The sequence below is a fragment of the Blastococcus sp. TF02A-26 genome (assembly GCF_003319125.1).
Classification (GTDB): domain Bacteria; phylum Actinomycetota; class Actinomycetes; order Mycobacteriales; family Geodermatophilaceae; genus Trujillonella.
On sequence record NZ_QOHG01000001.1, the window covers coordinates 209,363 to 226,813 of the forward strand.

Here is a 17,451-nt window from a genome sequence, read left to right on the forward strand (position 1 = left end):
TCCCACGATGCAGCTCGAGGCGATGTACCAGGAGATCATCCTGGACCACTACCGGAACCCGCACGGCCGCGGACTGCGCGAGCCGTTCGAGGCCGAGGTGCACCACGTCAACCCCACCTGCGGTGACGAGGTGACCCTGCGCGTCCACCTGGACGGCGACACCATCGCCGACGTCTCGTACGAGGGCATGGGCTGCTCGATCAGCCAGGCGTCGGTCTCGGCGATGTACGACCTGGTCATCGGCAAGTCCGTGCCGCAGGCGCTGGAGACCGGTGACCACTTCATGACCCTGATGCAGGCCAAGGGCGACCCGTCCGTGGCCGAGAAGCTCGAGGACGAGCTGGAGGACGCCGTCGCGTTCGCCGGCGTCTCGAAGTACCCCGCGCGCATCAAGTGCGCCCTGATGAGCTGGATGGCTCTCAAGGACGCCAGCGCCCGAGCCCTGGGAGCCCAGTCGTGAGCGAGACCACCGAGACCCCCGGCACCTCGGCCGAGCTGCCCGCCTACAAGTCGGCGCTGATCGAGGACGTCGAGGAGGCGATGCGCGACGTCGTCGACCCCGAGCTCGGGGTGAACGTCGTCGACCTGGGCCTGGTCTACGGCCTGGACGTCGACGAGAACAACGTCGCCGTCATCGACATGACGCTGACCTCGGCGGCGTGCCCGCTGACCGACGTCATCGAGGACCAGGCGCGGACCGCGCTCACCGGTGGCCCCGGCCCCGGGCTGGTCGACGACATCCGGATCAACTGGGTCTGGATGCCGCCGTGGGGCCCGGACAAGATCACCGACGACGGCCGCGAGCAGCTGCGCGCCCTCGGTTTCCGCGTGTAACCAGCACCCCCAGCCGTCGAGAGCCGGTCCGCCATCACGGCGGGCCGGCTCTCAGCGCATGTCGGCCAGTCTGTCGGCGAACCCACCGACCGGGCGGAGCTCGCGGCGGGCGCCGAGGACCAGCAGCGCCGTGCCTGCGACGAGAGCGCCGGCCAGGGTCAGCGGCAGCGCCGTGACCGCCAGGCCGATTGCCAGTGCCACCGCCGTGCCGGCCCCGACGAGCAGGGGCGTCCGCACTCCGGCTGCCGCGCCGGCGACCATCGCGGCCGCGGCCCCGGCCAGCACGAGCAGCGGCCGCTCGGCCCCCGCTTCGACCACGGCCAGCACCGTCGACGGGACGGCGGCCACGAGCAGCCCCGGACCCCAGGCCGGTTCGGACGGGCCGGTGGCCAGCCGGGGGCCCGCGGCCAGCAGCAACCCGAGCGCGGCGGGCAGCGTGTAGGCCTCCACCGCGCCGGCCCCGGCCGACGCGACGGCCACCCACGCCGCCACCACGAGTTGCGCCGCCCCGACCGCCCGCGTCGTCCCCCCGCTGCGCCGCCCGTCCCGGTGGCCCCAGAGCCAGGTCAGCCCGCCCTGCACCGCCAGGTGCCCCACCAGCGGCCCGAGGCCGTCGGCGGCAACGGCGAACCCGATCGCGGCCGCGGCGGCACCCGCACCGACTCCCAGCGTGTGCCGACGCGTCTCCGCCGTCAGGCCGGTGGCGGCGGCGAGCGTGCCGGCGTACAGCGCGGTGAGCGCGACGGCGGCGCCCGCCGGCCGGACCAGGTGAGCGGGGACGGCCAGCGCCGCGGCGACCGCGAAGCAGGCCACCGCGGCCGGCACGGCGGCCGGCCGGTCCTCGCGCCGCAGCCGGCCCACCACGGCGGCCGGGAGGGCCGTCAGCACCAGCAGCAGCGCCAGCTCCCGCCACGCCGCGGCGGCGACCAGGTGCGCCAGCGCGGAGGCCAGCAGCACGACCCCGGCGGCGAGGGCGGACGGCAGGAACAGCCCCCGTCGCCACCCGTCCAGCACCGCAGCGGCGCCCGCGGCCAGGACCACACCCGCCAGGCCCGCGACGACCGCGCCGGCCGGACCGCCGGACAGAGCTCCGGCGACGGCTGCTCCGCCGACCGCTCCCGCGAGCACCGGAACGGCGCGCGGCGGGCCCAGCAGCGGCGAGACGTCGGGCTCGAGACGCATGACCAGCAGCCCGGCGGCGGCGACGACGGTCAGGGCGGCGGAGGCCCACGCGGCGTCGTCGGCCGACCAGGCTGTCCCCATCCCACCCACCACCCCGGCGACCCACCAGGGCACCGTGGTGAGCAGGGCGATGCGGGCGAGGGTCCGCCGGGCGCCGAGCACGACAGCGAGACCGGCCAGCGCCACGGCGAGCAGCGCACAGGTGCGCACCACGCCCGCCGGGGCGTCCGCGACGGCGCGCACCGCGGCGATCTGGAAGACCGCCCAGGCCCCGAGCGGCCACGCCCGCGTCGCCGGCTGCACGCGGCTCGCCAGCACGAGCACGGATGTCAGCAGGAGGGGCGCCACCGGGCCGCTGGACAGCAGCCGACCCCCGTCGGCGAGGCCGGCCACCGCCAGGACGACGGCGGTCGCGGCGAGCGTCTCCCGGGTGACCGGCAGCCTCGCCGCGGCGGCCGAGATGACTGCGGCGGCGAGGGCACCGACCAGGAGGCCGGCGCGACCGCCGGCCGGGGCGACGGCGCCGACGACCAGCAGCACCGCGCCGACCGCGAGCAGGACGTGCGGCGGCCGCACGCGGGAGTCGAGGGCCGGCACGCCGTCCACGCTAGGGGCCCCGGGCCCGCCCGGCAGGCCGGCGTCAGCCCATCTGCGCCACCCAGGCGACGGCCTCGCGGGCCTGCTGCCGGCGGCGCTCGTAGGTGGCGCCGAGGACGAGCAGCAGCAGGCCGACGGTGCCGAGCGTGATCCAGCGGGGGAGCAGCGGCGCGTAGGGGGCCAGCCGGGCCAGCACGACCCAGGCGAGTGCCGCGGCGCCCAGCACGAACGGGGCCTGCCGGTGGACGAACGCCCCGATCGCCGCGGCACCGCCGGCCGCGACGACGACGAGCACGAAGCGGACGGCGGAGGGGTCGGCGACGGCCGCGAGCGCGGACGGCAGCAGCGCGACGCCCAGTGCCGGGCCCTCGCCGGACCACGAGGGGGCGTTCCGGCGCAGGCCGGGGAGCGCGACGAGCAGGAGCCCGAGGGCGGCGGGCAGCGTGTAGGCCTCGACCGTCTCGATGCCGGCGCCGCCGACCGCGATCCAACTCGCCACCACGAGCTCGCCCACGGCCAGCGCCGCCACCGGACGGCGCCCGGCGACCAGCCCGTACGCGACCGCGGCGGCGCCGACGACCGTCAGCTGGACGGCGACCTGACCCCAGGCGCCCGTCGTCGACGTGGTCAGCCCCGCGAGGAGTCCGCCCACCGCGGCGGCGCCGGCGGCCACCGGCTCCTCGGGACGGTCCGCCCGCGTGGCGGCGATCCCGAACGCGACCGCCCCGACGACCGCGAGGACCAGCCCGGCGGCGCTGGGCCCGACCACCCCGCCCTCGGTCGCCAGCAGGGCGGCGGCCATCGGCGCGCCGAGCGCGACGCCCACCGCGGCCGACCGCAGCTCCGGCAGCCGGACGGCGGCCAGCGCCGCCGGGACCGCCAGCGCCAGGACGAGCGGGGACAGGGCCGCGAACCGGTCGGCGTCCAGCAGCAGGGCCGTGCCGCCGAGGGTGAGCGTGCCGCCGGCGGCGAGCGTGCCGGCCAGGGGGACGGGGGAGCGGGCGAGCACCACCGCGGCGGTGAGGAGCACCAGCCCGGCCGCGGTCGCGACGACCGCACCGGCCGGGCCCGTCCCGTGCAGCGAACCGGTGAGCGCCACGGCCGGCACGGCGGCCGCGGTACCGGCCAGGGGGACGGCGCGCGGCAGGGCGGCCGCGAGCTCGGGACGCCACCTGGTCAGCAGCGGCACGAGCAGTGCGGCGGCGCCCGCGGCTGCGAGCAGGGCGGTCGCCGTCCAGGACTGCGCCGGCGGGCGGTCCCACGCCGCCGCGATCGCCACCACCGCGCCGGCACCGGCGGCGAGGAGGGCGAGCGTGCGGGCGACGGGCCGCAGCAGCGGCCGGACGGCCGGGAACGCCAGCAGGTCGGCCGCGGCCAGCGCGAGCAGGACCGCGGCGCCGGCCGGGTCGTCGAGCGCGCCTCCGGGCAGGAGCAGCAACGGCACCGGTTGGGCGGCGAGCAGCGCGACCAGCGGCCAGGTGACCGTGCTGCTGGTGACCCGGCCGAGCACCAGCGCCACGACGACCACCACCGCGCACGACAGCGCCCACCACAGCCGCAGGGGCATCGCGTCGATCCCGGCCAGGCCCAGCGCGTGGGCGGCGCCGAGGTCGACGGCCAGCAACGCCGCGCCGGCCGCGGCCAGGGCCTCCTCGGTGGCCCGCAACCCGCGCCGCGCCGTCCACGCGGAGGCGCTGCACAGGGCTGCCGTCACGGCGAGCAGCACGGCGGCCTGCCCGGCGACACCGAGCCGGTTCCAGGCGACGGCGACGAACGCCAGCGCGCCGGCGACGAGCAGGACCGCGCCGAGCCCGACCAGCACCTGCTGCGGGCTCAGCCGCCGGACCGGCGGGACGTCCTCGGCGCGGGCCGTGTCGCCCGGCGACCACGGTGGTGGCGGCGGGACCACCACCGGGGGCGGGAGCGGGGCCGCCGGAGGCGGAGGCGCCGGCCACGTCACCGGCGCCGGGCCGGGAGCGGCGGCGCGCAGGGTCGCCAGCAGCCGTTCCCGGTCGCGGGTCAGCTCGCCGATCGTCGCGCCGATCCGGGCGACCACGAGGGCGGCCTCGCCGACGGCGGGGAGCCCGCAGGCGGGACACGGCGCCGGGCCGGCGCCGGCGGCGGGCAGGCCGCAGACGGGGCAGGGCAGGCCGGGTGGTCGGGTCATGGCGGGCATGGTGACCGCTGAGCGGGCGTCCCGGTACCGGATCGGTCGTCCTGTGGACGACGACTGCAGTCGATGTCACCCGCGATGTGGTCGAGAGAACACCCGGGGAGCGCCTACCCTGGGATCAGTGATCACGACGACCGGCCTCGAGCTGCGTGCCGGTTCCCGCATCCTCATCAGCGGGGCCGACCTCCGTGTGCAGCCGGGTGACCGGATCGGCCTGGTCGGGCGCAACGGCGCCGGCAAGACCACCACCCTGACCACGCTGGCCGGCGAGCGCGTGCCGCACGCGGGGAAGGTCGACGTCACCGGGGAGCTCGGCTACCTCCCGCAGGACCCGCGCAGCGGCGATCTCGACATCACCGCCAGCGATCGGGTGCTCTCCGGCCGCGGCCTCGACGTCCTCAAGGCGAAGCTGACCAAGGCCCAGATCGCCATGGCCGAGCCGGCCGACGACGCCGAGCGCGACCGGGCCGTGCGTGCCTACGGGCGGCTCGAGGACCAGTTCGCCGCACTGGGTGGGTACGCCGCGGAGAGCGACGCGGCGCGGATCTGCACCAACCTCGGTCTGCCGGACCGCGTCCTCGAGCAGCCGCTGCGCACGCTCTCCGGTGGCCAGCGCCGCCGCGTCGAGCTCGCCCGCATCCTGTTCTCCGACGCCGACACGCTGCTGCTCGACGAGCCGACCAACCACCTCGACGCCGACTCGATCGTCTGGCTCAAGGGCTTCCTCGCGAGCCACAAGAGCGGCCTGGTCGTCATCAGCCACGACGTCGAGCTGCTCGAGGCCGTCGTCAACAAGGTGTGGCACCTGGACGCCAACCGGGCCACGGTCGACGTCTACAACCTCGGCTGGAAGCGCTACCTGGACGCCCGGGAGACCGACGAGCGCCGCCGCAGGGCCGAGCGGGCCAACGCCGAGAAGAAGATCGACGCGCTGACCTCGCAGGCGGACAAGATGCGCGCCAAGGCCACCAAGGCCAAGGCGGCGCAGAGCATGGACAAGCGCGCCCAGCGGCTCGCCGCCGGTCTCGAGGCGGTGCGCACCCAGGACCGGGTGGCCAAGCTGCGCTTCCCGACCCCCGCGCCGTGCGGCCGCACGCCGCTCACCGCCGAGCACCTGAGCAAGAGCTACGGCTCGCTGGAGATCTTCACCGGCGTCGACCTGGCCATCGACAGGGGCACCCGCGTCGTCGTCCTCGGGTTCAACGGCGCGGGGAAGACGACGCTGCTGCGGATGCTGGCCGGCACCGAGACCCCCGACACCGGCGAGGTCAAGGCCGGGCACGGGCTGCGCATCGGGTACTACGCGCAGGAGCACGAGACGATCGACATGGACCGCACGCTGCTCGAGGTGATGCGGTCCGCGGCGCCGGACTCCACCGACACCGAGCTGCGGCGGATCCTCGGCGCGTTCCTGTTCTCCGGCGAGGCGGTCGACCAGCGCGCCGGCACGCTGTCGGGTGGTGAGCGGACCCGGCTGGCGATGGCCACCCTGGTGGTCTCCGGGGCGAACGTGCTGCTGCTCGACGAGCCGACCAACAACCTCGACCCGGCCAGCCGCGAGCAGGTGCTCGACGCGCTGCGCACCTACACCGGGGCGATCGTGCTGGTCACGCACGACGAGGGCGCCGTCCGTGCCCTGAACCCGGACAAGGTGATCATCCTGCCCGACGGCACGGAGGACACCTGGAGCGAGGACCTCGCCGACCTGGTCTCGCTCGCCTGACGCTCAGCGCTCGGACCAGACGCCGAGCTCGGTGCCGTCCGGGTCGGTGAAGTGGAACCGGCGACCGCCGGGGAACTCGTAGGGCCCGTCCACCACCCGGCCGCCGGCGCGGGTCACGGCCTCCAGCGTCGCGTCGAGATCGGTGGAGAAGAGCAGGACGAGCGGTCCGCCACCGGTCCGGACGGCGTCGGCCAGGGCCAGCCCGCCGGCCTCCGCGGCACCGCCCCGGGCGTCCCGGAAGCCGGCGTAGCCGGGGCCGTAGTCGGTGAACTCCCACCCGAAGGCCTCGGCGTAGAAGCGCTTGGACCGGTCGAGGTCGGTGACGGCGAGCTCGACGTAGTCGATGGCGTGGTGGCGCTGCGGCGTGGGGTCGGTCATGCCCGGATCGTGCCGGGCGGGTACGACGAACGGCACCGGCCGGGCTCGCCGCGCGCGCGGGTGGCCGCTGGGTGATCATGTGACGCGGGATGCCGTGGTCAGCGGGACGGCGGCGCCAGGGCGACGAGCGGCCGTCCGGACCGGGCCCGTGGGCACCGGTCGCGGAGGGCTGCTGACGGAGGGGAGTCATGGCCGACTCGAGCACGGACCTGGGCAAGGGCAAGCGCATCACCGGCGGGGACCGCACGTCCCTCGCCGACGACCTGCGCAAGCGGTACGACGGCGGCGAGAGCATCCGGTCGCTGGCGGCGTCGACCAACCGGTCCTACGGGTTCGTGCACCGGCTCCTGTCGGAGTCGGGTGCCAGCCTGCGCAGTCGTGGGGGAGCCAACCGCAACGCCACCAAGAACGCCGCCGCCGAGAAGAAGGCGTGACCTCCGCCGACCAGGGGTGGGTCCGGACGGCGCGCGAGGGCGCCGTCCTCACCGTCACGCTCGACCGGGCCGACCAGCTGAACGCCCAGACGCCGGCCACCTGGGCGGCGCTGGCGGCGGTCGGCGCCTCGCTGGACGACGACGTCCGCGTCGTCGTGGTCCGTGGCGAGGGCCGGTCGTTCTCGGCCGGCCTGGACCGCAGCCTGTTCAGCGCCGACCCGTCCACGACCGGCGGGCTCGGCGAGCTCGGGCGGATGCCCGCCGAGCTGGCCCAGGAGCGGATCCGCGAGTACCAGGGCGGCTTCCGCTGGCTGCGCTCGCCGGGGATCGTCTCGATCGCCGCGGTGCAGGGGCACGCGATCGGCGCGGGTGCGCAGCTCGCCCTGGCCTGCGACCTCCGGGTGCTGACCGACGACGCCAGCCTGCGGCTCCCCGAGACCACGCTGGGCCTCGTGCCCGACCTGACCGGCACGAGCACGCTGGCGGAGCTGGTGGGCTACTCGCGGGCGCTGGAGATCTGCCTGACCGGGCGGCCGGTGGGTGCCTCCGAGGCGCTGGCGCTGGGCATGGCCAACGCGGTCGTGCCCCGGGACGGCCTGGACGCCGCGGTGGCGCAGTTCGTGGCGGCCGTGACCGGCCCGCCGGTCGGGGCGGTGCGCGAGACCGCGGCGCTGGTGCGCTCCGCCGTCCGCAACGACCCGGCGACCCAGGACGCCGCGGAGCGGGCCGCCCAGGCCCGCCGGCTGGCGGAGCTGGTGGGGGGCTGACCGCGGCAGCGGAATCCCCGGCGGCCGGGCGGAGTTGCCCGGTAGCGAGAGAGAAGGAGGTCGGTGCGTGAACAACATGACCTCCATGGCGGCGATGCGGTCGTTCAAGCGCGATCCGTCGGTCACCGAGCGGCAGCTGCCGAAGGGGACGGTCCGCCGGATCCTGGGCATCGCGCGGCCCTACCGCCGCGAGCTGAGCTGGTTCCTGCTGCTCGTCGTGGGCTCGTCGCTGATCGGCGTCGTCACCCCGCTGCTGGCCGGCCGGATCATCAACCGGATCGCGTCGCTGGAGGGGACCTCCGGCGACATCGTCCGCATCGCGCTGCTCATCGCCGGGCTGGCCGTGGTCGACGCCGGGATCTCCCTGGCCACCCGCTGGTACTCCTCGCGGATCGGCGAGGGCGTCATCTACGACCTGCGTTCGCGGGTGTTCGAGCACGTCCAGCGGATGCCGGTCGCCTTCTTCACCCGGACGCAGACCGGTGCGCTGGTCAGCCGGCTGAACAACGACGTCATCGGGGCGCAGCAGGCCTTCACCTCGACGTTGTCCGGCGTGGTCTCCAACGTCATCGGCCTGGTCCTGACCGCCGGCGTGATGCTCACGCTGTCGTGGCAGATCACCCTGCTGTCGCTGGTGATGGTCCCGCTGTTCGTGCTGCCCGCCCGCCGGATCGGCCGGCGGCTGCAGGAGATCACCCGGGAGTCCTACGCGCTCAACGCGTCGATGAACGCCACGATGACCGAGCGGTTCAACGTGGCCGGCGCCCTGCTCGTCAAGCTCTTCGGCCGGCCCGCGGTGGAGGCCGAGGGCTTCCGCGGCCGGGCCGCGCGCGTCCGCGACATCGGCGTGCTGTCGGCGATGTACGGCCGCACCTTCTTCACGGCGCTGACGCTGGTCGCGGCCCTCGCCACGGCGCTGGTCTACGGCCTCGGCGGCACGCTGGCCTTCGACGGCTCGCTGAGCCCGGGCGACGTCGTCGCCCTGGCCCTGCTCCTCTCGCGCCTCTACGGGCCGCTGACGGCGCTGTCGAACGTCCGGGTCGACGTCATGAGCGCGATGGTGAGCTTCGACCGCGTCTTCGAGGTGCTCGATCTGCCGCCGATGATCCGCGAGGCCCCCGACGCCGTCCCGGTGCCCGCGGACGACCGGTCCATCGAGTTCGACGCCGTGTCCTTCAGCTACCCCGCCGCCAGCGATGTCTCCCTGCCGTCGCTGGAGGAGGTGTCCCTGCCCGAGCACGGCGGGCCGACGGCGGTGCTGCACGACGTCTCCTTCCGGGTCGAGCCCGGCCAGCTGGTCGCGCTGGTGGGGCACTCGGGCGCCGGCAAGTCGACGATCGCCAACCTCGTGCCGCGGCTGTACGACGTCACCGACGGGGCGATCCGCGTCGGCGGGGTCGACGTCCGGCAGGCGACCCTGGAGTCGCTGCGCGACACGATCGGCGTCGTCAGCCAGGACGCGCACCTGTTCCACGACACGATCCGGGCCAACCTGCTCTACGCCCGCCCCGACGCGACCGAGCAGCAGATCTGGGACGCCCTGACCGGGGCGCGCATCGCCGCGCTGATCGGATCCCTCCCCGACGGGCTGGACACCGTGGTCGGCGACCGCGGCTACCGGCTCTCCGGCGGGGAGAAGCAGCGCCTGGCCATCGCCCGCGTGCTGCTCAAGGCGCCGGGCATCGTGATCCTCGACGAGGCGACCGCCCACTTGGACAGCGAGTCGGAGGTGGCCGTGCAGCACGCACTGGACACCGCGCTGGCGGGGCGGACCTCCCTGGTGATCGCCCACCGGCTGTCGACCATCCGCAGTGCAGACCAGATCCTGGTGGTCGACGGCGGTCGCATCGTGGAGTCGGGCACTCACGAGGAGTTGCTGGCACTCGGACACCGGTACGCCGAGCTCTACCGGACCCAGTTCGCCGACGGCGAGCGTCGGACGGTCGGCGCCGCCTGACCACTACCGTTCCTCCTGTCCCAACAGCACCACAGGGGGAATCGTTGACTTCAGCCCATCCGCAGGACGCCCAGATCCGTGCCCTGTACGCCGCGTTCCTCGAGGCCTGGAACCGGCGCAGCGGCGCGGCGGTGGCGTCCACCTTCGCCGACGACGGGGACATCGTCGGCTACGACGGCACGCACACCAGCGGGCGCCTGTCGATCGCCTCGGAGCTGCGCCGCGTCTTCAGCAGCCACCCGACCGCGACCTACGTCGGCCTGGTCCGTTCGGTCCGCCAGATCGCGCCCGGCGCGGCCGTGCTGCACGCGCACGCCGGCGTCATCCCGCCCGGCGAGGAGGACCTGGACCCGGTGCTGCACTGCCAGCAGACGGTCGTCGCCGTGGAGGAGGCCACCGGCCGCTGGAAGATCTCGCTCTTCCAGATCACCCCGGTGGCCTTCGCGGGCAAGCCGGCGGCGCGCGAGGCGCTGACCACGGAGCTGCGCGGCCTGCTCGCCGTCCGGTGAGCAGGGACGCCGTCCTCGTCCCCGCGGCGGGGCTCCTCGCCGAGCCCCGCCGCGTGGTGCTGCTCGACGTCCGCTGGGCGCTGGGTGAAGACCGCGGGCGCGAGCGGTACCTCGAGGGACACCTGCCCGGTGCGGTCTTCGTCGACCTCGACACCGAGCTGGCCGATCCGCCGTCGGCCGAGGCGGGCCGGCACCCGCTGCCGTCGCTACAGCGACTGGAGGCAGCGGCCCGCCGGTGGGGGATCTCCGCCGGCGACCGGGTCGTGGCCTACGACGACAGCGGCGGCCTGGCCGCGGCGCGGGCCTGGTGGCTGCTGCGCTGGGGCGGCCTGGCCGACGTCCGGCTGCTGGACGGCGGGCTCGCCGCCTGGCGTTCCGCCGGCGGTCCGGTCGAGTCCGGCGACGTCGTCCCGGCGTCGGGGGACGTGACGCTGACCGGCGGCGGGATGCCCATCCTCACCGCGGACCAGGCGGCCGCGCTGCCCGGGCGCGGTGGCGTGCTGCTCGACGCCCGCGCGGCCGAGCGGTACCGCGGCGAGGTGGAGCCGGTCGACCCGCGGGCCGGCCACGTGCCCGGCGCCCGGAGCGCTCCGACGACGGCGAACCTCGGGCCGGACGGCACCTTCGCTCCAGTCGCTGTACTGGGTGAGCGGTTCGCGGCGCTGGGGGCGGTCCCGGGAGCGAACGTGGGCGTCTACTGCGGCTCCGGCGTGACCGCCGCCCACGAGGTCGCGGCGCTCGCCGCGGCCGGTGTGGAGGCCGCGCTGTGGCCCGGGTCGTGGTCCCAGTGGTCCGCGGACCCGCAGCGGCCGGTCGCGGTCGGCGACGACGTCAGTGCAGCGCCTTGAGCCCGATCACGCAGCCGACGATCCCGGCGACTAGCAGCAGCCGCAGTGCGCTGACCGGCTCGGCGCCGGTGACCATGCCGATCAGGACGGTGAGGGCGGCGCCGATGCCGACCCAGACGGCGTAGGCGGTCCCGGTCGGCAGCTCGCGCAGCGCGTAGGCCAGCCCGGCCATGCTCAGCACCAGCGCGACGGCGAAGACCACCGAGGGCCACAGCCGGGTGAAGCCCTCCGAGCGGCCGAGCGCGGTGGCCCACACCGACTCCAGGACTCCGGACACCACGAGCACGAGCCAGGACACGACGACCTCCAGGAAGGTCGCCGTCTTGTCGCTGTCCGGGTACGGCGCCGCTCGTCCGGGGGACCGGGTGGTCCTCCCTCCAGGGTCGCACGGACGGCGGCCGTCAGCGGGAGAAGTGGGTCACCGGACGCTCCTGCCGGACGCCGTCCAGCACGACGTCCACCTCCTCGTCGAGGAAGGCCACGAGCCCGGCGATCGGCAGCACCGCGGCGGCGGGGGAGTCGTAGCTCCAGGCCACGTCCGCCGGGCCGCCGGGGACGGACCAGTAGCCGCTCGTGCGTCCCTTGTAGGGGCACCGGGTGCGGGTGTCGCTGGGGGCGAGCTGCTCGAACCGGACGTCGGTGCGCGGCAGGTAGTACCGGGTGGGCAGCCCGGTCTCGAACAGCAGCACGGGGGACGACGACTCCGCGAGGACGGCGCCGCCCAGCTCGATCCGCACCCGCCGCTGGGACCGGAGTGCGTCGACGCGGGCGTAGGGGCTGCGCGGGTGGACGACGACCTCCTCGTCCTCCTCGAACCAGGCGTCCAGCGCCGACCACTCGAACCGCAGGTAGCCGGCCAGCGGCCCGTCGGTGTAGCGCCATCCCGCGGCCGGCCGGACGGTGCCGCCGTCGCGCAGCCCGTACCGGCGGGCCCGCCCCAACGGGCGGTCCTCGTCGACCCCGTCGTCGACGAGGACGGCGGGGTCGACGTCCGCCGGCGGGACGTGGAACTGCGGGTACGGCGGCCACTCCCACCCGTAGCGAGCCCGGGTGGTGTCGAGGACGAACCGGCCGCCCAGGAGCGCCCGGACCCGCCGCGGCACGGGCTCGACGTGCCCGACGGGGACGATCGCCCGCGGATACCCGCTCATGCCGGTGCCGGAGGCGGTCAGGGGCAGTTCTCGTCGATCCACTCGTTGACCCGTTGGAAGGCCGGGCCGACGGTCGTCTCCCCGGCGGAGATGATGTCCACCGCCTGTTGCTCGGCGTCCGGTGCCGCGGGGTCGATCGCCGCCACGGTGTCACGCAGCCCGGCGAAGCCGTCGCGGGACTCCTCCCAGTCGTCGGCGATCTCCTCCGGCGGCTCGAGCGCGTCGAACGCGTCGACGGCCTGCTGGAGCACCTCGGCGTAGGCCGCGCTGCCCGTGCCCTCGGCGGCGTCGAACGCCTCGTCGACCTCGTCGAACAGCGCCTCCCCGTCGGTGCAGAACTCCTCGTACTCCTCGTTGCCGGTGGTCGGCGCGCTCGACGACGAGGAGCTCCCGGAGGTGGAGGGCGTCGTGGCCGGGGCGGCGGTTCCCCTCACCTCGTCGCTGCAGCCGCTCAGCAGCAGGCCGGCGGCGAGGACGACGGGCACGAGGACGCGAGGCAGACGGCGCACCGCCCCACGCTATCCACCGGGCTCTCCGGGTGCAGGTCAGCGCCGCGCGGCGTCGTACCGGTCGAGCAGGACCGCGGCGATCCGCGGGTCGGGCAGCAGGGGAGCGGTGACCAGGTCGGCGCCGGCGCCGGCGAGCTTGCCGGCGAAGTGGCCGGGGGCCAGCAGGTAGGCGGCGACGACCACGCGTTGGGCACCGGCTCGCCGTGCGGCGGAGACGGCCTCGGGCACCGGCGGCTGTGCGGCCGACCCGTACCCGGTGGTGACCGGTCCGGCCCAGGAGCGCTGCAGCAGGGCGGCCGTCTCCTCGACGTCGGCCACCGCGCGCGGGTCACTGGACCCGGCGCCGGCCAGCACGACGGCGGTCCGGGCGTCCCCCGGGTCGGCGCCGGCCTGCCGGAGCCGGTCGTCGAGCACCTCCGCCAGCCGGGGGTCCGGCCCCAGCGGCCGCGCGGCCACGACGCCGTCCGACCCGGCGACGGCGGAGGCGATGTCGACGTGCACGTGGTAGCCGCCGGACAGCAGCAGCGGGACGACGACCGCGCGCCGTCCCTCGGCGGCCAGCCCGGCGACGACGTCGGCCACGGTCGGCGGCTGGACGTCGACGAACGCGGCGGTGGTGTCGAGGCCCGGGCGCTGCTCGCGGGCGGCGAGGGCGAGCTCGGCGATCAGCCGCCGTCCGGTCGGGTTGCGGGTGCCGTGCGCGCAGGCGACGAGGACGGGGTCCTTCATCACAGGGCGCGGGTGACGCCGCCGTCGACGGCGACCATCGTGCCGGTGACGAACGAGGCGGCGGGGGAGAGCAGGAAGGCGGCGACCCGGCCGAACTCCTCCGGCCGGCCGACGCGGCGCAGTGGGATCCCGGCCTCGGTGGCGGCCCGCATCGCGGCCGGGTCGCCGGAGGCGCGCTCGATGTCGGTGATCCGGTCGGTGGCGATGGTCCCCGGCATCAGGCCCACCACGCGGATGCCGCGGGGGCCGAGCTCGTCGGCGAGGGCCTTGGCGGTCATGGCCAGCCCGGGACGCAGCCCGTTGGAGATGGCCAGGTGGGGGATCGGCTGACGCACGGAGGTGGAGAGGACGAACCCGATGGCCGAGCCCTCGCCGAGGTGGGGGACCAGCGCCCTGACCAGTCGGAGCGGGCCGAGCAGGACGCTGTCGACCGCGGCCCGCCAGGCGTCCTCGGGCGCCTCCAGCGCGGTGCCGGGTGCCGGGCCGCCCACCGAGATCAGCGCGCCGTCCACCCGGCCCAGCCGCTCGAGCGCCTCGGCGACCAGGCGCTCGGCGGCGTCCGGGTCGGCCAGGTCGGCCGCCGTCCCGGAGGCGGCGTCGCCCAGCTCCGCCGCCGCGCGGGCGACCGAGCCGGCGTCCCGGGAGCTGACGAGCACCCGGGCCCCGTCGTCGACGAGGGCCCGGGCGGCCGCGTACCCCAGTCCCCGGCTCGCGCCGGTGAGGAGGTAGCCGCGGCCGCCCAGGCCCAGGTCCATGCGGGGATCAGCCCTGCCGGAGCGAGCGCAGGACGTACTGCATGATCCCGCCGTTGCGGTAGTAGTTCGCCTCGCCGGGGGTGTCGATCCGGACCCGGGCGTCGAACTCGACGTCCCCGGCCTTCACCTTCACGGTCCGCGGGGTCTCGCCGTCGTTCAGCGCGGTGATCCCGGTGATCGTGAACTCCTCGTCCCCGGTCAGGCCGAGGGACTCGCGGTCCTGGCCCTCGGGGAACTGCAGCGGCAGGACGCCCATGCCGATGAGGTTGGAGCGGTGGATCCGCTCGTAGCTCTCGGCGATGACGGCCTTGACGCCCAGCAGCGCGGTGCCCTTGGCGGCCCAGTCACGCGAGGACCCGGAGCCGTACTCCTTGCCGGCGAGCACGACCAGCGGGATGCCGGCGTCGATGTAGGCGCGCGAGGCGTCGTAGATCGTCGTCGTCTCGCCGGTCAGGTGGTTCTTGGTGACGCCACCCTCGGTGCCGGGCACCAGCTGGTTGCGCAGCCGGATGTTGGCGAAGGTGCCGCGGATCATGACCTCGTGGTTCCCGCGGCGCGAGCCGTAGGAGTTGAAGTCACGCCGCTCGACGCCGTGCTCGGACAGGTACTTGCCCGCAGGGGAGTCGGCCTTGATCGAGCCGGCCGGCGAGATGTGGTCGGTGGTCACCGAGTCGCCCAGCACCGCGAGGGTCCGGGCGCCGGTGATGTCGGAGACCGGGGCCGGCTCGGCCGGCATGCCCTCGAAGTACGGAGGACGGCGGACGTAGGTGCTCTCGGCGTCCCAGTCGAACGTCCGGCCGGTGGGCGTGGGCAGGTTCTGCCACTGCTCGGTGCCGGCGAAGACGTCCTCGTAGCTGCGGCCGAACTGCTCCGCGGAGACCGCCTGGTCGATGGTCCGCTGGACCTCCTGCGGCGAGGGCCAGATGTCGCGCAGGAAGACGTCCTGCCCGTCCTTGCCCTTGCCGAGCGGCTCGGTGGTGATGTCGATGTCCATCGACCCGGCCAGCGCGTAGGCGATGACCAGCGGCGGCGACGCCAGGTAGTTCATCTTGACGTCGGGGTTGATCCGGCCCTCGAAGTTCCGGTTGCCCGAGAGCACCGAGACGACGGCCAGGTCGGCCTCGTTCACCGCGGCCGACACCGGCTCCGGCAGCGGGCCGGAGTTGCCGATGCAGGTCGTGCAGCCGTAGCCGACCAGGTAGAAGCCGAGCTTCTCCAGGTACGGGGTGAGGCCGGACTTCTCGTAGTAGTCGGTGACGACCTTGGAACCCGGCGCCATCGTCGTCTTCACCCACGGCTTGGACGTCAGGCCGGCCTCGACGGCCTTCTTGGCCAGCAGGCCCGCGCCGATCATGACCTGCGGGTTCGAGGTGTTGGTGCAGGAGGTGATGGCGGCGATGACCACGTGGCCGTTGTCCACGTAGGTCTCGGTGCCGTCCTCCATGACCACCTTGGTCGGCTTCGAGGGCCGGTCCGGCACGCGGTCGGGGACGACGGTGTGCGGCTTGCCGGCCTCGCCGTTGCCCGAGGCGAACGGGCTGGCCGGGTCGGACGCCGGGAAGGACTCCTCGGAGGCCTCGTCGACGGCGGACTCGGCCTCGGCGGCCTGGTCCTCGTCGCCGCTGACGTCGTGCGAGGCGTAGGTCGGCAGGACCTCGCGGAAGGCGGCCTTCGCGTCGGACAGCGAGACGCGGTCCTGCGGCCGCTTCGGGCCGGCGATCGAGGGGACGACGGTGGCGAGGTCCAGCTCGAGGTACTCGGAGAAGGCCGGCTCGCGCGCCGGGTCGTGCCAGAGGCCCTGCTCCTTGGCGTAGGCCTCGACCAGGGCGACCTGGGCGTCGCTGCGGCCGGTCAGCTTCAGGTAGGTGATGGTCTCCTCGTCGATCGGGAACATCGCCGCCGTGGAGCCGAACTCCGGGCTCATGTTGCCGATCGTGGCGCGGTTGGCCAGCGGCACCGCGGTGACGCCCTCGCCGTAGAACTCGACGAACTTCCCGACCACGCCGTGCTGGCGCAGCATCTCGGTGATCGTGAGGACCAGGTCGGTGGCGGTGGCGCCCTCGGGCAGCTCGCCGGTCAGCTTGAAGCCGACGACGCGGGGGATGAGCATCGAGACGGGCTGGCCGAGCATCGCGGCCTCGGCCTCGATGCCGCCGACGCCCCAGCCCAGGACGCCCAGGCCGTTGACCATCGTGGTGTGCGAGTCGGTGCCGACGCAGGTGTCGGGGTAGGCGACGACGCGGTCGCCCTCCTGCCGCGGGAACACCACGCGGGCCAGGTGCTCGATGTTGACCTGGTGGACGATGCCCATGCCCGGGGGGACGACCTTGAAGTCGTCGAACGCGCCCTGGCCCCAGCGCAGGAACTGGTAGCGCTCGCCGTTGCGCTGGTACTCGATCTCGACGTTGCGCTCGAAGGAGTCCGGCGTGCCGAAGACGTCGGCGATCACGGAGTGGTCGATGACCAGCTCGGCCGGCGCCAGCGGGTTGATCTTGTCCGGGTCGCCGCCGATCTCGGCCATGGCCTCGCGCATGGTGGCCAGGTCGACGATGCAGGGGACACCGGTGAAGTCCTGCATGACCACGCGGGCCGGGGTGAACTGGATCTCCTCGCTCGGCTCCGCCGAGGGGTCCCAGTTCGCGAGCGTCCGGATGTGGTCGGCGGTGATGTCCGCGCCGTCCTCGGTGCGCAGCAGGTTCTCGAGGAGGACCTTGAGGCTGAAGGGCAGCTTCTCGGAGCCCTCCACCGCGTCGAGCCGGTAGATGTCGTAGTCGGTGCCGTCGACGCTGAGCGTCGCCCGAGCCCCGAAGCTGTCCTTGCTGGCTGCCACTTCTTCTGCGCCTACCCCTCGCTGGTTGCGTCGCGGCGTCTGCGTCGCGCTCGTTGCCACCCCCGATCATCCCAG

17 protein-coding genes and 1 riboswitch are annotated in these 17,451 nt (G+C 74.9%); of the genes, 8 read left to right on the forward strand and 9 right to left on the reverse strand.

All coding sequences use genetic code 11. The features are described 5' to 3' along the window. The first annotated feature begins 7 nt into the window (after positions 1 to 7). The gene (sufU, locus tag DQ240_RS01010) at positions 8 to 460 is read left to right on the forward strand and encodes a Fe-S cluster assembly sulfur transfer protein SufU (protein ID WP_113837771.1); all 453 of its coding nucleotides are present in this window, start codon (positions 8 to 10) and stop codon (positions 458 to 460) included. Next, a complete protein-coding gene (locus DQ240_RS01015; protein WP_113837772.1) occupies positions 457 to 834 on the forward strand; it encodes a metal-sulfur cluster assembly factor in 378 nt (125 codons plus the stop codon). Before sufU ends, DQ240_RS01015 begins: the two co-directional genes overlap by 4 nt. A gap of 51 nt (positions 835 to 885) precedes the next feature. On the opposite strand, the gene DQ240_RS01020 is transcribed toward DQ240_RS01015, so the two are convergent. Together DQ240_RS01020 and DQ240_RS01025 are read right to left on the reverse strand one after the other, a co-directional pair. Next, positions 886 to 2,613 carry an SCO7613 C-terminal domain-containing membrane protein gene (locus tag DQ240_RS01020; protein ID WP_147261917.1) on the reverse strand — a complete coding sequence of 576 codons (1,728 nt, stop codon included), beginning with the start codon at positions 2,611 to 2,613 and terminating at the stop codon, positions 886 to 888. A 43-nt stretch (positions 2,614 to 2,656) separates the two neighbouring features. Beyond that, positions 2,657 to 4,780 carry a DUF2157 domain-containing protein gene (locus DQ240_RS01025; protein WP_113837974.1) on the reverse strand — a complete coding sequence of 708 codons (2,124 nt, stop codon included), beginning with the start codon at positions 4,778 to 4,780 and terminating at the stop codon, positions 2,657 to 2,659. 127 nt (positions 4,781 to 4,907) lie between these two features. Here DQ240_RS01025 and DQ240_RS01030 point away from each other — a divergent pair, with 127 nt between their 5' ends. After that, positions 4,908 to 6,509 (forward strand): ABC-F family ATP-binding cassette domain-containing protein, encoded by a 1,602-nt coding sequence (locus DQ240_RS01030; protein ID WP_113837774.1) that lies wholly within the window; start codon positions 4,908 to 4,910, stop codon positions 6,507 to 6,509. A gap of 3 nt (positions 6,510 to 6,512) precedes the next feature. Here DQ240_RS01030 and DQ240_RS01035 read toward each other — a convergent pair whose 3' ends face one another. Beyond that, positions 6,513 to 6,887, reverse strand: coding sequence for a VOC family protein (locus DQ240_RS01035; protein ID WP_113837775.1), 375 nt, complete (start codon positions 6,885 to 6,887; stop codon positions 6,513 to 6,515). Positions 6,888 to 7,075: 188 nt separating this feature from the next. Between DQ240_RS01035 and DQ240_RS01040 the strand changes: the two genes are divergently transcribed. The 5 genes from DQ240_RS01040 (at position 7,076) to DQ240_RS01060 (ending at position 11,402) form a co-directional block, all read left to right on the forward strand. After that, positions 7,076 to 7,321, forward strand: coding sequence for a helix-turn-helix domain-containing protein (locus DQ240_RS01040; protein WP_113837776.1), 246 nt, complete (start codon positions 7,076 to 7,078; stop codon positions 7,319 to 7,321). Continuing rightward, positions 7,318 to 8,088, forward strand: coding sequence for an enoyl-CoA hydratase/isomerase family protein (locus DQ240_RS01045; RefSeq protein WP_113837777.1), 771 nt, complete (start codon positions 7,318 to 7,320; stop codon positions 8,086 to 8,088). The genes DQ240_RS01040 and DQ240_RS01045 overlap by 4 nt, the downstream gene beginning before the upstream one ends. A gap of 76 nt (positions 8,089 to 8,164) precedes the next feature. After that, a complete protein-coding gene (locus DQ240_RS01050; protein WP_113837975.1) occupies positions 8,165 to 10,045 on the forward strand; it encodes an ABC transporter ATP-binding protein in 1,881 nt (626 codons plus the stop codon). 44 nt (positions 10,046 to 10,089) lie between these two features. Next, positions 10,090 to 10,554: an SgcJ/EcaC family oxidoreductase gene (locus DQ240_RS01055; protein WP_113837778.1), complete on the forward strand. Its 465-nt coding sequence runs from the start codon at positions 10,090 to 10,092 to the stop codon at positions 10,552 to 10,554. After that, positions 10,551 to 11,402, forward strand: a complete 852-nt coding sequence (locus DQ240_RS01060) for a sulfurtransferase (protein ID WP_199588959.1) — start codon at positions 10,551 to 10,553, stop codon at positions 11,400 to 11,402. The genes DQ240_RS01055 and DQ240_RS01060 overlap by 4 nt, the downstream gene beginning before the upstream one ends. Here DQ240_RS01060 and DQ240_RS01065 read toward each other — a convergent pair. The 6 genes from DQ240_RS01065 to DQ240_RS01090 form a co-directional block, all read right to left on the reverse strand. After that, positions 11,386 to 11,700: a multidrug efflux SMR transporter gene (locus DQ240_RS01065; RefSeq protein WP_113837779.1), complete on the reverse strand. Its 315-nt coding sequence runs from the start codon at positions 11,698 to 11,700 to the stop codon at positions 11,386 to 11,388. The two genes, DQ240_RS01060 and DQ240_RS01065, sit on opposite strands and share 17 nt — an antisense overlap. 14 nt (positions 11,701 to 11,714) lie before the next feature. After that, a riboswitch (guanidine-III (ykkC-III) riboswitch) is annotated at positions 11,715 to 11,779 on the reverse strand. 24 nt (positions 11,780 to 11,803) lie between these two features. Further along, positions 11,804 to 12,553: a DUF427 domain-containing protein gene (locus DQ240_RS01070; protein ID WP_113837780.1), complete on the reverse strand. Its 750-nt coding sequence runs from the start codon at positions 12,551 to 12,553 to the stop codon at positions 11,804 to 11,806. Positions 12,554 to 12,570: 17 nt separating this feature from the next. Beyond that, on the reverse strand, positions 12,571 to 13,062 hold the full coding sequence (locus DQ240_RS01075) for a hypothetical protein (protein WP_147261918.1): 492 nt from the start codon (positions 13,060 to 13,062) through the stop codon (positions 12,571 to 12,573). Positions 13,063 to 13,098: 36 nt separating this feature from the next. Beyond that, positions 13,099 to 13,791 (reverse strand): sirohydrochlorin chelatase, encoded by a 693-nt coding sequence (locus DQ240_RS01080; protein WP_113837977.1) that lies wholly within the window; start codon positions 13,789 to 13,791, stop codon positions 13,099 to 13,101. After that, the gene (locus DQ240_RS01085) at positions 13,791 to 14,546 is read right to left on the reverse strand and encodes an SDR family oxidoreductase (RefSeq protein ID WP_113837782.1); all 756 of its coding nucleotides are present in this window, start codon (positions 14,544 to 14,546) and stop codon (positions 13,791 to 13,793) included. The genes DQ240_RS01080 and DQ240_RS01085 overlap by 1 nt, the downstream gene beginning before the upstream one ends. A gap of 7 nt (positions 14,547 to 14,553) precedes the next feature. Continuing rightward, positions 14,554 to 17,376: an aconitate hydratase gene (locus tag DQ240_RS01090; RefSeq protein ID WP_113837783.1), complete on the reverse strand. Its 2,823-nt coding sequence runs from the start codon at positions 17,374 to 17,376 to the stop codon at positions 14,554 to 14,556. Between the last annotated feature and the right edge of the window lie 75 nt (positions 17,377 to 17,451).